Here is a 15,386-nt window from a genome sequence, read left to right as displayed (position 1 = left end):
CCGGGCGCACACTAGAAAACCCTCTAACATGGCAGTGCATGTTAGAGGGTTTCGAGCGTAGCTGCTAATTTTAGGAAATACTACTTCGTGATACTAATGGATTTCAAAGTATTATCGAAGAATATATTTGCACCAAAATACTCAGCAATGAAACGTAATGGGAGCATAGTACGACCGTTTACAAGTTCAGCTGCTACATCCATTCCTGGTGCAAGTTCACCGATCTTAATCGACAAAGTCTGACCTTTCAAAGTAATCATTACGGTTTTCGTAACGTTATCCCAGCTTACGTTTGCTCCTAAGCTCTCGGCAACGAAGCGCAGTGGGACTAACGTTCTGCCTTTAACTACCGTTGAAGCAACGTCCATACTCATTTCGATTCCGTTTAATTTATATCCTGTCTTTCCTAAAGTGAATTCCAATTTCACAGGTTCAGGCTTGGCTGTAATGAAGATATAACCTAGTCCTTTTGCCGTGAAAGTAAATTTACCTGTCTCACGCTCATAGTTGCCGCCTAAACGCTCCATGTTACCGTTCAATTGAAGCATAACACCGCATAACATGTTAAGCTCGTTTGTCGACAACTTCTCTTTTGACAGATCGAAGGTTACGGGTATAAGCCCTATATAATCCGTTACTTCCCGGCCATCCACGAAGATCTTTAATTCATATCCCCGCCCTATAGCTCCGCCTCTTTCATCTACAGGTATAATGACAACCTTCATCCGCTTTCCTGTATTCAACTGCTTCAACAATTCAGCGGACAATTTAACAGATATGGTGTCATTCGTAACGATTAGCGGTTTGTCGGCATTAATAATCGCACCGATCGTATCGCTTTGAATCTCAAGCTCATCTTTTCCGGCTGACATCGTCAATGCAATGGAATTACCCTTCTTCAGCTGCTCTTTGATTGTAGCATCAATACGCTCCGCTACTGATGACTCTGGCGAAGGAGTCGGCGTACTGCTGTGGCCATTTGAATTGCCGCCATTGTTATTGCCATTATTGCCACCACTGTCATTTGCAGTAATTACAATAGTTAACTCTATCGTATCCATGCCAGCATGATTGGAAGCCGTAATATTGAATTTGTAAGTTCCCGCTTCAGTAGGCACGCCTGAAATAATACCCGTAGCTCCTTCTAAATTCAGCCCAGCAGGTAAATAATTATCACTCACTTTCCAGGTAATCGGTTTGTCGCCGTAAACCGCTAATGTTACCGTATACGGTTGTCCAACGTTGCCACTTGGCAGATTCTTAGTGATAATCTCCGGAGCTGTATCCACTGGCTTATCTTCTTTAATCTCGATGCTCAATTCTCGCTCATCTCTACCAAAATCATTCGTTGCTGCAACAGTGAATTCGTAATAACCCGCCTCTAGAGGCGTACCCAAGATAACGCCTGTTGCTTCATCTAGGTTCAAATCTACTGGCAAATCTCCTCCCTGGACCTTCCAAGAAATCGGTTCACTGCCATATACCGCTAGTGTTACTGTATACGGTTGTCCAACTTTGCCATTTGGTAAATTCTTAGTGATAATCTCCGGAGCTGTATCAACTGAGGCATCTTCAGTGATCACTATATTGAACTGTTTTGTGTCACTGCCAACGTCATTGTTTGCTTGAACTTTGAACTTAAATTGACCCCATTGATCCGGTGTACCAGAGATAACACCAACATCTTCATCCAAGCTCAATCCTGATGGTAATTGCCCCTCTACAACGGCCCATTTGATCGGCTTATCGCCATCAGTGGTAAGAACTGCCGAATAAGGTTGTCCTACCTTGCCATCCGCAAGCGAATTCGTCATTATCGTTGGTGCCGTACCTGCGTCTTCAGCCCATTTCGCATATAATTTAATATCCCTTGTAACAGGATCAGCATCGAAATTCCAAGCATCGTTTAATCCTTTATCTTGATACCAACCGCCGAAAACAGTTTTATCTTTTGTCGGCGCTGTTGGCTCGGTAATTGTACCGCCCATGTCAGCGAACTTCACCGCAACTTCACTGCCCCCATTGGAATCAAAAGTTACCGCATAAGGGTTGTGCGCGCCGATGGAATGCGTTCTAGCGCTAAGTGAATTGCCGAAGAAGTCTGTTCTCTCCGTCATATGAGGCAGAGCATTCGCCCGATCCACATATGGGCTTACAATCTCGGCACCTGCACCATAGGCCAGGTTATTACCATCCGCAAGACGGAACCCGTTCATCGCATCGTAATCAAGCTTGGCATCCACTGTCCCACTGTTGGTAATCCAATGTTCAGGTGCAGATTTATAATCTTTTAATATAGAATTCAGTTCCTCTTCCGTTACATAGCGGTTGTCTGTTGCTGTTACGCCTGCACCTAGATATCCGCCTCCACCTGCGTTCATGCTGCCAAAAAGATTAGCCGGATACACAATGTTGTTCGTAAACCGTCCGGCTGCAAATGGAGCTGATGTTCCCCCGCCTTTCAGACCAACCTGATTGTTTGCCCCAGTGTAGGCAAATATATTATTTTGGAAATAAATGTGCAAGTTGGAGGCTGTCGGGTCAAATACTAACGAACTGCTATTCTTCAATGGTGTGACGATGACATTGTTATAGTATAAGCCACTTAATTCCTCGCTCGTTGAAGAACCTCCTGCAAGCAATATTAGACTGTTAAAGCTCTTGTTAAAATCGGGGCTGCGGCCGTCGTTCACGCTAATATTATAGCGAACGATATTGCCCTTGGCAGCATTCATCTGTAAGTACCAACCACCATAGTTATTTCGGCTGTAATTGTATTCATACACATTGTCCTGACAATAGTTGTCAATGTCCCAAGCCATACCGTCATTACTTGCATGATAAGGGTTATCCACAGCTTCATTATAGCGGAAGATGGTGCCTTTACTTGCCATAATCCACGCAGCCGCATAGTTTTGCGAACCTAGATATGTTGGTGTTGTATTATTTGGCCCCCAGTTCGTAACCAGATTGCCGCTCTTATCGCTTAAATAGCTATAACCGTTGTCTGTGACCACATTTCGTTCCACAAGGGAGTTGTTCCCGCCGGACATGACAATGCCATCTCCAACCGAACTAGAAACCCAGTTGTTTCTAAACACAGCGTTGGATGCCCAAGGATAGCTAGAATTACTCCAAGTAATGCCTGTGTTATTAGTCCCTGGATTGCTTGGCCCGTAGGCATTATTGCGAATACCTTCGTTATCACAACGAAGGGTTTTGTTGCCTTCAACCAATATATCCACATAACCATTAATAATGATGCCGCCGGATACCTTACTTGCCCCATTTGCTTGGTGCAGCCCATTAACATCATGAACATAGTTATCTCGAATGACGATTCCTTGCATACGAGCATCAGCATAATCTTGAATATTAAACTGACCTTGTCCCAGCTTGGAAATCCGTGACATTACAGCGATACCGGAGCGGCCGTCACCTGCCGCATTGCCGATGTTCGTTACTTCAATTCCACTGACTACCCAATAGTTTACGTCATATAACTCAATGGTACCGTTTAAGGAAATGCCTGATGGGCTCGACGCTGTTCCTCCACCATTAATTACCGGGCGTTGGTTAGGGTCGGTCGTATTATATTTTGTAAGCGTAATCGGATTTCCTTCCTCACCATTGCCGCGCAGTCTGATTTGTTCGTTCCATACGCTATTCGCATCCAGATAAATAGTTGAACCTGGCATAAATACATATTCATTAATCTTGGAGATTGATTTCCATGCCGTAGCTGGTGTGCGTCCATCTGCATGATCGTCACCGTTATTGGAGAGATAATAATCACGGACTTCAAGGGGGACAATGTTCAACTCGAAGGTGATTTCGGCAGGATACAGATCAAGTCTAACGGTATATTTTCCCGGCACGATATTATTTCTTGTGAATGATTCTTTGTTAATCTTCAATACATTACCGCTAACCGTATAATCCACATTCCGCAGCAGAGTTACAGCGCCGATCTTCACTCCAGCCAGATCCGTTAAATCAGGATTTACGGTGATATTATAGTCATCCAGACCAATAACATATGTGCTGTCTTCCAAGTGACTATACTCTTTAGGTAAGAGCTTTAGCGTAATAGAAGCTGTTCCGGTTTGGGCTGCTATTCCACTATCGATAACATATACGTCATCGATAAAATGCCTGTTCTGTATATCCTTAACCGTTCCAGGCTTGTTGCCCCAGTTCGTAGCAAGCTGCAATGCATCGATCTTGGAAATATTGTTCTTAACTGGAGTATCAAAATTTCCGCCAGCTGTTGTTTGCCTTTGAATGTCTTGTCCATCGATTTTATAGGTTGTTCCTGTTGATGTAACGAACCATTGAAATTTATGCCAACCTTCGCTTCGCTGGACATCTACAGGATAGAATCTCCCGGATGAACCAGGCCTGACTGCGTAATTGGTCAGATTTGCCGCCCAGTCACCATCTCCATTGCCATAATTTATTGCGATATGTTCATTGGACGATGGGGTTAAGCCAAAGACAGCGTGGTCATTGGAAGCCGCTCTGCCATCATCATAGTACCAAGCAGTAACGATTGTTGTCTTACCGGTTGCAGGGGCATAATTATAGGTACCTGGAACAGTCGCCACCTGACCGGTGCCGCTTGATGTCGCGGCCTTTCCTCCGGTACGGGACATCACATCGCTGTGAACATATCCGTTCGCACCATTTGAAAATTTCTTCTCCTCTTCAAATCCATCGTAAAACTTAGTGTCAGCCTTATTGAAGTAATCAACGCTCACATGTACAGTAACTTCTTCGTTCCCTGTCGGAATATAACCTTTCTTAACCGTCACGAATCCGGCATCATCAACTTCAATCTTATCCTTGTCTTGATCCGCCGGACTGAAGCTGATGTTATCAGCAACGAACACATCAGCTGTGTCAACCATTAACCGCGTTCTATCTCCTGCCCGTAATGTATCGTTCTGGCGAATTAGCGCAATGTTCGCTGAATATTGTGCACTCTCCCCTGACTCATCAGAGTCTAAGAATCGTGACGTTGCGTTGCCGTTTGCTTTTATTTTAAATGTATCATTTAAAGTCGGGGACAAAGCCGCATCATTGCTTGTTGCTGCAATCGGGCTTCCTTTAGCCACTCCATTACTGAAGAGTTGAACCGAATAGGCAGATGCGTTAGCGACGCGATCCCATGTAGCGTACGTGCCGTTCCATCTGGCATTTGCCGGTACAGGCAATTTCTCAATCTTTAATTTTCCGGATGCTGCAACTTCTTCACTGATATCTCCCGCATTATTTATGACAATAGCTGTAACCGTGTAGTTGCCCACTCCCAGTGCCCTTGCATAGGGCAGAACATGATGCCTTTCATGATTGTTAGGCTGGTCGGGTCCCCCATTTTTCGATAAATAATAACCAACAGGTACACCGTCTTTGAACAGTGTTACAAGGGTATCCCCGTAATTGGAAGCGCCATTATAAATACCCGAATCCGAGTCAAGCGTTGGATTAATTGGTGCATTCACCTGCGTATTGGTGGTTATCAACAACGGTACAGCATGGGATTTCACTACAACTCCCTCTGCCGAGGAAACCTCGCAATAATAAAAATTGCCTTGTTGTGAAGCTGCGTCCACATTGGAAAGTGTTAATACTGCCTTATCAGCTCCGCTGACTTTTGTCCCGCTCAAGCCAGTCTCATCATCAGATACATACCATTGATAAGCGGTAGCAGCGGCTGATGCCGTAATGCTAAATGTTGCTGTTTCACCTTGTTTCACTTCTGCAGCTGTTGGCTGAGTGCTTATTTCTAAATTTGGCAATCCGCCGGGAGGCACCAAATTCACTGTTAATGTTCTGGTTCCTGTTGTTGTAGCCACATCTTTTACAACATAAAAATCGTCGATTAGATGTTTATTTTTAATATAAGCTTTGTTCCCTGTCTGGCTGTTCCATCCTCCCGCTATTTTAGGCTGAATGGTTGTACCGCTCTTCATAGCTCTGTAAATATCACTTTGCGCTGAATCGGATATTAATGTTCCGTCTATTTGTAACGTCGCACCATTTGGTGTAATAAGCCACTCGAATTTATGCCAGCCTGTGGAACGTAAAGCCCCGCTATCTTTCCAACGGTTGCCTGCTGTACCCGCTGACGATGGTGCATAAGCCCAAGTATATTTCGTTGGGTTATGAATAATATCTGCCTCTGAACTTTGATAGAATGTCCCGGCAAAGGTGGCATTTTTACCATCTACAATAGCAAATTGCGTTCTATCCGTCGCAGTCTTCTCCTCATTAGGATACGGGTCAAAATACCATGCCGTCATCTTATAATTGCTGCCAGCCGGCAATGCCACATCTTGAGCTACCTTTTCATTATTCGTATCATCCGAAGGTGTAATCGCTTTCAATCCAGAGCGGGACTGTGCATCGGACAGCGTGAATGACGAGCCTAATTTGCTCATAGATGTCATCGGACCATTGTTGTTCTCGAAGTCCTCCATGAATAACACTTCTGAGTCAGGGTAAAAACCCGCCCTGGCCGTGATTGTCACCGGGACGCCCGGAGCATCTGGCGACGCAAATGTATAACCGTTAGATAACGTAATGTTCCCCTGATTATTAACAGTTAAAAGTTGTGAATTGCTGGAATCATAACTTACCTCGTCAATAACCGGTCCTTTAACCAGACTGCTTAAAGGTGAACCTTTATACGTAAGATTTACCCTACCTGTTTGACCTGCCGCTTGTGTCAATTCTAGTACAACGGAGTCAAAAGATTCGCTCCCTCCCGCAGCTGACACTTCGGATGAAGGTGCCAAGCCGAACAGACCAGGGAATGCCAACGTTGTAGCTGTAACTATCGACAAAGCTTTTTGCATCCATTTCCATCGTATCATTCCAAAATTTCCTCCCTTTGAAATTAATAAATTTATACTTTATAAAAAATCTGTATCTATGGAAGTCTCAATAGACATAGATTTTTATAAACTTAAAAACTAACTATTCTAGTTCACTACTAACTCACTGAATCGATTACCGTTATACACGATCTTCAATTCATTCGTATTTGCAACTAACGCTCGCAAGTCAGACTCCGCCGATCCGTATAGAATGGAATCTTTCACTTCTTCCAGTTTAAGCTTGGTGATTTCCGGTTTTGTGGTTAATGTAGCAACGACATCCTCACCCATATATTTACCGATTACTGTCTCACCTACAGAAGCAGCAGCTAAAGACTCCCAGAACTTAAGAGACTCGGTATCTTCTTTGGATATATCTAAACGATTTAGCACTTTCTCTTCTTTGACTTGTCCCGCTGTCGCTAACGCAGCCGTTAATTTATCAGCTACACGAATATAATCCGCACTTTTTGATGCATACTCAACTTGTAACTGGGCGTCGCTCATTTTCGTTTTCTTTACCTGGGTTTCTATCAAATCCGGCCAACGGGCGCCACTTAAATATTGCATGTATTGATATAAATCAAACTGAGGCAACCCATAGTAAGTCTCTCCTGAATCATCCATCTTAGCTCGCTTAACATTTTCTTGTTGCATGTCGGATTTAAGCTCATCAAAGCTTTGGTAAGGGGCGATTCCTCGCTTGTCTGCAATAAATTGCTCCTGCTTGGACATTAGCAATGCTGTCATCGCAGAATTTTTGGCGTATTCAGAGGGGGTTTCATGATTTTTGCCGTATTGATGTGTCCAGAAGCCCTCATCTACTTGGGCCCCATAAGTTCTGAAGAAATAGTCTACCGTTATAGCTCTCTGCTCTTTGACAAAAGATTGAAATTCTTCCTCTGTTACGGCGTATCCATCTACTGTAAATATCCAATTTTCAGGCAGTTCCAACTTTTTGTTAGTTAAGCCCAACATGAGTAAAGCAAGAACAATCAGAGCGGTAAACAAGATAATCACTGTTGGTTTTCGTCTTGTAATCCCCATGACAGCCTCCTCTCCAATATTCAACCTAGCTTTGCATGAAAGCCATGATAGTGAAATTCTTCGCCGTTGCAGGAGAAGTTCCCAAATTTAAATGGTTAGACATTATTGTAAGTTTAGCCACCCCCTAATGTAAGCGCTTATTTAGACTGAATTAGAACAAATTTGACATGTTCAAATTACCACGTTTGGTTGAAAACGCCCTGCTAATCTAGCATGAGCAGTATTATGTAGATATCACCCAGTTGAGAGCCTTGAAAGATTAGCTTTTTGTATAGATCTATACTAAATTCCAGGAAATAAAAAAGCCGAATGGATTGTTCTCATCCACTCAGCTCATAAGTTTATTTTACAATAATCTGTATCGTATCACTTTCCGTTGTTCCACTTCCATTCATAAACTCACCGCGATATTGATAGATGCCAGGAGATTTCCCTGAAATTTGTGAAATGGCCGATTGAGCACTTGGTGTTTGTGAAGATAAAGATTGCGTTTCAATAAGTTCGCCATTTTCATATAATCGATACTGTACTGCGTTCGTGCCCCACCACATATTAGCAGTAATACTATAGTCGCCATCTTGATCCCAGTTGTCACTAGACAACACAGGCTTGCCGGGATTCGCCTCAGCCACGGTGACGGTGTGTGGATCACATGAAGTCGTTCCATACAAATTCGATAACTCACATGTATACACATAGGTTCCATTCGGCTTTCCTTGAATAGGAATAATGGAAGTCTGGGCGGCTGGCGAAACATCGGCCAGTGACTTCGTTTGGATCAATTGACCATTCTCGTACAACTTATACAGTGAGCCATTGTTTCCCCACCACATATTCATTGTAACCTCATAATTGCCATCATTTATACCTGTCGCAACACCGCTATTATTCGAAAGTATCGGTTTACCTGGCACCCCATTTGCAAGCAATTCCGGGCTAACGGAATGCCGTTCGAACTTGACTGCATCAGCCCTCGTATAAATCATATCGGCAGGTTGAGTTGGCGGATCTACCGTTGTCGGAGTAACCCTGGTTAGACGAACGTACTCGCTGCCGTCTCCAGTAAAGTCGAACGTTCCTAGATTAACCCAACCTGATGAGCCGACGGTTGCATCAATATACGTAACCTCGGTAACCGACTGATGCTTCACTTCCACTTTGACATAGTTATCGTTTGCCGTCGTATGGACGAGCTTGTAAATGGAGACCGTATATTTCCCCTCTGGGAACTGGCCTTTCCACGTCGCTGATGAACCTTGAACGGTAGAATAACGGGACTTAACCCCAATTTTGTATCCAGCTAAATTGCTTTGGCTCCAAGATCCTTCTGTCGTGTATAACCCAGTCGTATTCGTGCTGTCGACAATAACCGTTAAGTCCCTGATCGCAATTGTCATAGAAGGTGTTGTTAAGGTCACCCCGTCAATCGTTACAGTGGCCCATACCTCAATATGATCCGTTTCTCCGTCGAGACTTAGAAGGGTCAACATACCGCTACTGTCCACTTCAGCCAGATCGGTTCGATCAACGAAATACTGCACATTTGCCTGTGATAGATCACCAATCAGACCGTTATCCAAATAGCCGGTTACGCTTAGTTGTGCGGTTTGAGTCATTTGCAGTTCACCCCGATCCGACAGGATCACCACAGACTCCAATTGCGGCATACTGTTTGGATCCACCCACATCATCGCATCGGCAACTACCCGTGACTTGTTGGCCTTATTGGTTAATTCGACATATCCGCTATCGCCTGCTGCAAAAGGATAATCTCCCAGGTGCACCCAAGTCCCATTGGCCGTTGTCTCATCAACGGTAACCGTCTCGGAGCCTCCACTATAATAAACGGTAAATGAGGCATTCGTTGCCCAATTTTCACTTGTAGCGGTTATTTGCGGAAGCTTGTAATACACACTGTAAGTAACACTTTCCGGCAGCTCAGGCCGCCATTTAATTCTGCTTGTCGCTGTGCCGGCAGTCGATTTGGCGTACACATAGTTATCATAGTAATAGTCGTTAGCCGTTGTATCCCGTATCCAGACGCCTTCTGTCTCTGCCTCCGTATTATCCACAATGATCGATGAACTCTCCTGCCAATCCGGTTGAACTGGAGTTTCTTGTACTTGATCAGGCAAATAGAGTGTCCGCTTGCGGGTCTGTTTCCCATCCGATTCCACATAATAAGTGAAGGTTTGGGATAAATCGTTTACCCGTATCGACCATTCCATCGGATAGATCGTATCTGGAATGGTTGTATACGTTACTCCGCCATCCAAGGAATAATGGATCGTCGCTGGTTTTGTCGTTTTTGCCTGCACATAAGCATCATAGGCCGTTTCGTCGGGCTTGACGATCAGGATACCTTTAACCGCATCTATTGGACTGTGGATATCGAAGAAATAGCTTGCATCCGATGTATCAGCAGTTCTGACCTGGTGCAGCGGAACATCAATGTTGAGTCCTTCTACAATGATAGCGGTTATTCCTTTGCTTGAAACCGTGGCTTGAATGATTCCACCACTCATAACCGCTTGCTCTGGTGTGCCATTGTCGCGGATGATGGTTACGGTATAATCTTGTGCCGGGTTGAACCCAATGATTTGCGCATTCAATTCGATCGGAGTCTGGACTTCAGCTGATGATTCGTTGCTTAACCCGATGTAGAATTTATTCCCGCTCTCTCCCGTTATCCAGTTCAATTGAGGATGGTTGGTCTTGATAATCCCCTTGGGCATCCAGAGCCAAACGTCGGAATTACCGTAAAAAATCCCTGGTTTATTTCCATAGAGGTGATATTTGAACCATAAAAAATTAGTTTCAAAAACAGAAGGAAATGTAATACTACCATTTGATTTCAACGTTTGTTCGCTGATCAAATAATCCATCGTTTGCCCGAGCTGTCCCGGGATATGGTGATAATAGATGGATGTAGCCCCGCTTGGGCCTTCCAGAGGAAACTCTGGCTCAAGTTGGCTAACGGCGAAGCCCTTATAGTAATAACCTGGATAACTTGAATATCGTCCAATAACTGCATTATGAGCAATATCCTGCAGCAGTTTATCACCTGTATAGAGCGACAATCTCAGCATGAATGGAGCTTCCTGAGCATTCATCCGATAATAGCCAGTTGTACTTCCCGCTTCAAACGTCAATCCATTGGGAGAAACAAGCCAACTATCCGCTTGTACGCCTCCGGCTACATCTTCTGGGAGCTTGATCCGAGGATATTGATATTTACCACTTTCCGGCCAATGGAACGACTCCGCGTAATTATACGTCTCAGGCTGCGGAATCGTAACTCTACCTTCAGGAACCGGACGAGCAACAAACATCGTTGCATACCGTTTGGCTTCCTTATAAGCAGCATTCAAGTATTTGGGATCCTGAGTTTCCTCGTAAAGCTCCAAGATCTCCATCCACAGCTTGCTATAATAATAAATGAACTCATTTTTACTCACATTGACGGATGCAGGCGTATCAATTTGCTGCATGATATAGCTGTCGGCTGCATCCTTGGCAGCCTGTAAATACTGCGTATCTCCCGTCATACGATACATCATCAGGGGTTGAATGACAGGACCCCGGTCTTTCTGGTCAGGATCACGCACGAGGTATTCTTCCTGTGCCAGTGCTCCAATTCCTGCCGAAGTACCCATCATCTGATTGAGAGCGGTTACGCTTGAAAAATCAAACGGCAAGGTTGCCATTTTCCATAACGACGGCACACCGTATACTGGCTTTTGCGTAGGCGACCAGCCTATACCATTTCGCGATAAGCCATACTGGACGGACGGCAATGCTCTCGTATCGTAGAGCTGGTCATCCCCAGTCAAATAGTAAGCCCCCAAAAGAACTGCATTCGAGCTTGTTCGAACGCTATCCTCGTTTTCGATGTCAATAAAGCCCTTGGCACGGCTCCACCACCCGCTGGGTGACGGGACATAATCAACAGAGTCATCCCCTTGCGGCTCTATCTTAAGTAAATCGATCATATTGAACATCGCGTCAGTAAGCGACTGATCTGATACATTTTCCCGGTAAGCAGAATAACCGTACTCTTTGCGAAGAATATCCGCGTAGGACTCATACAATTTGCTTTTTTGAGTGATTAGTCCCATATGAAATTGATAAGTGCTTTCTGCGTTCATTTGAGAATAGGTCCCTAATTGAGGAGCGTACAAGATTGGCTGCACGCTGCCTTCGTTGTTGACAAGGCTCATGCCAAGCCTTTGCTTCGTAACGCCTCCCGTCGGTTCAAATTCAACCGGAAGCTCATCCGACGGTACAAATACCCCATATGTCAATGGATTCCCCGAACCGTCATTCTTCTCAATTAGACTCATCGGAGCGCTTAGTTCCCTTAAGCTTGTTGATTCCACTGAACCTACCATTTTGGCGTGTGATCTGAAACCATTTAACACTTCATTGACGTCTGAGATTTGCTCTGTTGTGAAGGACTGATAACCGATTACATAATTGCCATCCTTGCGAGGTGTAAAGGCGAAGGAAACATCAGGTTTGTCCCCTGACATAGACCAGTTCACTTGTAAATCGTAATCGCTTTCATGTGAAGAATCGGTTAATATCGCCGTGTGGCTGTCTGGGAAATTGATCTCGTCGAATGTAATCCAGCGTTTGTTCATCGTATCGTAATAATTGGTTCGACTCCCCGCATTCCCATCCAATAAGACCCATTGTTCTTCAAGTCTTTCCGCCACATTATTAACAGGCATCCAGTTCCCCGTATCCGTATCCTTGTAGAACATATCACGAACGATGGTTTTGCCTTCATCCCAAGCAGCTTCATAAAAGGTAGCCTTATAGCTGGCATTCTCGATGCTGCCTTTTTCCGTGTAACTGAGATTCGCCAATGTACGACTGCGCAGCGGAGGCAACGGCGGAGCTTGCTGCCGTATATTCCCTTCAAATTTGACCGCATCGGCCCGCGTAATGATTTTTCCGGTCGTAGGTTGTGTTCGAGTCAGTCTGACAAATTCGCTATCATCACCACTGAAATAATAGGACCCCAAATCAACCCATCCGGCCGATGGCCCCGACGAGGGTCTCAGATCCATAAACATAACATCCGTAATCCCATTGTGAACAATTTCGATTTTAACATTACTGTCTGCTTTATCCGCCCAATCAAGCTTGTTGAATGAAATTTTCGCCGTCCCTGCTTCTAATCGCGGATTCCATGTGATGCTTCTTCCTACTGCATCGGTAAATTTGGAACTGGAATTATTATATCCCTTCACTCCCGTACTTGTAGTCCAATCAGGAGCGGAGAACCCGTTATTTGCGTTATCTACATCAGTGGTGACGACATCATCAATCGTGAGGCTTCCATCATCAATGATGATCGTCTTATGAGGCTCTTTTTGCTGAATATTCCCTTCGAACTTGACCGCATCTGCACGAGTAAGTATCGTGCTGGTTGTGCTGGTAGACCGAGTTAATCTAACAAATTCGTTACCAACTCCGGAAAAATAGTACTCTCCCAAATCAACCCATCCCACAGAAGCGCCAAATGAAGGTCTCAAATCCATAAAGAGAACATCCGTCGTTCCATTGTGGACGATTTCAATTTTTACATTGCTATCCGCTTTATCTTCCCAGTTAAGCTTGTATAACGAAATTCTCGCCGTTCCTGCTTCCAATCGTGGATTCCATGATATCGTTCTGCCTGCTGTACTCGTATATTTGGAGCTGGAGTTATCATACCCCTTCACCCCTGTACTTGTGGTCCAATTCGGAGCCGAATATCCGTTGTTCTCGTTACCCACATCAGGTGTCACCACATCATTGATCGTGATGCTCCCGTCATCGATAATAATCGTCTTATACGGTAAGGTCTCTGCATAAGCGGTCCTTATTCCGTCTAGGCTGAAAGGAACTAATATCGTCACGATGAAAACGATTAAGAAAAACAGCTTCCTTTTTATCATACAACTCACAGCCTCCCTTAAGTTGATAACGCTTTCAAAATAATAAAACCCTCCTTTGTTCGAAGATCATAAAGAAGCAATCAGCCGTATTCTTCTGGCTAATCCCGCTCCGTCGTTTTTATCATAGCATGTCACATAACTGTGAAATTTCTTTGATTTCAAGAATTTCTTATAAGATTTTAAGCAAGAAGAAACGACATTGTCTTCCTTTAAAAAGAGACCTACATCATAACTGGCTGCTCAACTGCAGTCAGTATGATATAGGTCTTTCAATTGGAGAAAACCTTATGATTAATTATAATGGCGGCTGCACCAATAACAACTTCCCAAGCTGGATCACCGTTTGATCATACCAATCTGGATGCTGCCGAACATGCTCAATACTTCGTTCATTGCCGCATGCCTCAAATACAGCCGCTTTGTCTGTCTTTTCGGTATCGACTTCGAAGCGCACCGTATGTTTCCCATTCGGGAGCTCCGGCAAGAATACATACTGATTACGATTATGATCGTTGTGTAGTGTGAATCGATCGACAATAAAGGGTTCCCCACCATCCACCGACACCTTCAATCTGCCAGAATCAGGCCCCCCGATATCGAATAACCCGATATGAGTTCCCTCGAACTGCACCGTAATAGCCTCTCCAGGATCGACTGCTCGCCACAGGCCGGGGAACAACCAATTGTACACGCGTACTAAAGCACAATCATCGGGAGTCATGTAAGACCATCCTGCGGAAAAATCGGTAAGACTATCCAATGGCAGCATGCTCGCATATTCCCAAGGATTAGCCGGGACCAACGGATTCTGAGGTAAGTGATGTACTGACCTTCCTGGATGATCCTGAAGTTCTCTAATTTTCTCAAATGACCGGGTGATCGTATCCGTGTAAATCTGATGTCCTTCGGGAATAGTCGGATGGATCGAATCATGTGTAAAAACAACGGCTCCGGAAATGGACACGTCTTCCCTTGAGGTGAAAACGAGTTTTCCCTCCGACACCAAGTGACTGACCGCTACGCCCAGATGAATCGAAGGAATACCGTAATAGTCGGCCACTTCCTCTTGCATTAGAGCCCCCTTCTGGTATTCTCCAGACTGAAATAAGGCCACATCCCGCTCCTTCAGCGTATAAACGAACAGGATATCAGTAAACCGGCTCCGCTTGCGGATCTGACGGACAATCCCTTCGATCCGCGCCTTGGATTCGGGATCTCCGCCATCATTACCGACAAATTCAACAAATACTAGATCAGGTCGATGACGCAGTACATCTGTCTCCAAACGGGCACAACCCAAATCCGATCCTGTCCCATCAATGCCTGCATTCACAGAGCGGATATCCGCCTTAGGATATTGCTTACGAAGCCAATCCGCCGTCATAACCCTGTAGCCTTCAGAACGTGTATTACTGCCGCCGAAATAGACGATTGTTACGGTATCCCCATTTTCCAATTTTTGAATTATATTGGGGAGCCCTTTACGAGGGAATAATTCCTTCATCGTGAC

4 protein-coding genes are annotated in these 15,386 nt (G+C 44.7%); all 4 read right to left on the bottom strand.

Annotated elements, in window-relative coordinates; translation table 11 throughout:
• Window positions 1-80: 80 nt before the first annotated feature.
• Window positions 81-6,878 (bottom strand): stalk domain-containing protein, encoded by a 6,798-nt coding sequence (locus tag MHH89_RS07115; RefSeq protein ID WP_341086711.1) that lies wholly within the window; start codon window positions 6,876-6,878, stop codon window positions 81-83.
• 108 nt (window positions 6,879-6,986) lie between these two features.
• A complete protein-coding gene (locus MHH89_RS07110) occupies window positions 6,987-7,928 on the bottom strand; it encodes a hypothetical protein (protein WP_341086709.1) in 942 nt (313 codons plus the stop codon).
• Between the two features lie 341 nt (window positions 7,929-8,269).
• Window positions 8,270-13,876: a golvesin C-terminal-like domain-containing protein gene (locus tag MHH89_RS07105; RefSeq protein WP_341086708.1), complete on the bottom strand. Its 5,607-nt coding sequence runs from the start codon at window positions 13,874-13,876 to the stop codon at window positions 8,270-8,272.
• Window positions 13,877-14,171: 295 nt separating this feature from the next.
• On the bottom strand, window positions 14,172-15,380 hold the full coding sequence (locus MHH89_RS07100; RefSeq protein ID WP_341086707.1) for a GDSL-type esterase/lipase family protein: 1,209 nt from the start codon (window positions 15,378-15,380) through the stop codon (window positions 14,172-14,174).
• Between the last annotated feature and the right edge of the window lie 6 nt (window positions 15,381-15,386).

This window comes from Paenibacillus sp. FSL H7-0323 (assembly GCF_038002725.1).
Lineage (GTDB): Bacteria > Bacillota > Bacilli > Paenibacillales > Paenibacillaceae > Paenibacillus_AQ > Paenibacillus_AQ odorifer.
Note: the sequence above shows the minus strand (reverse complement) of the source record. Positions and strands in the feature narration are given on the sequence as shown.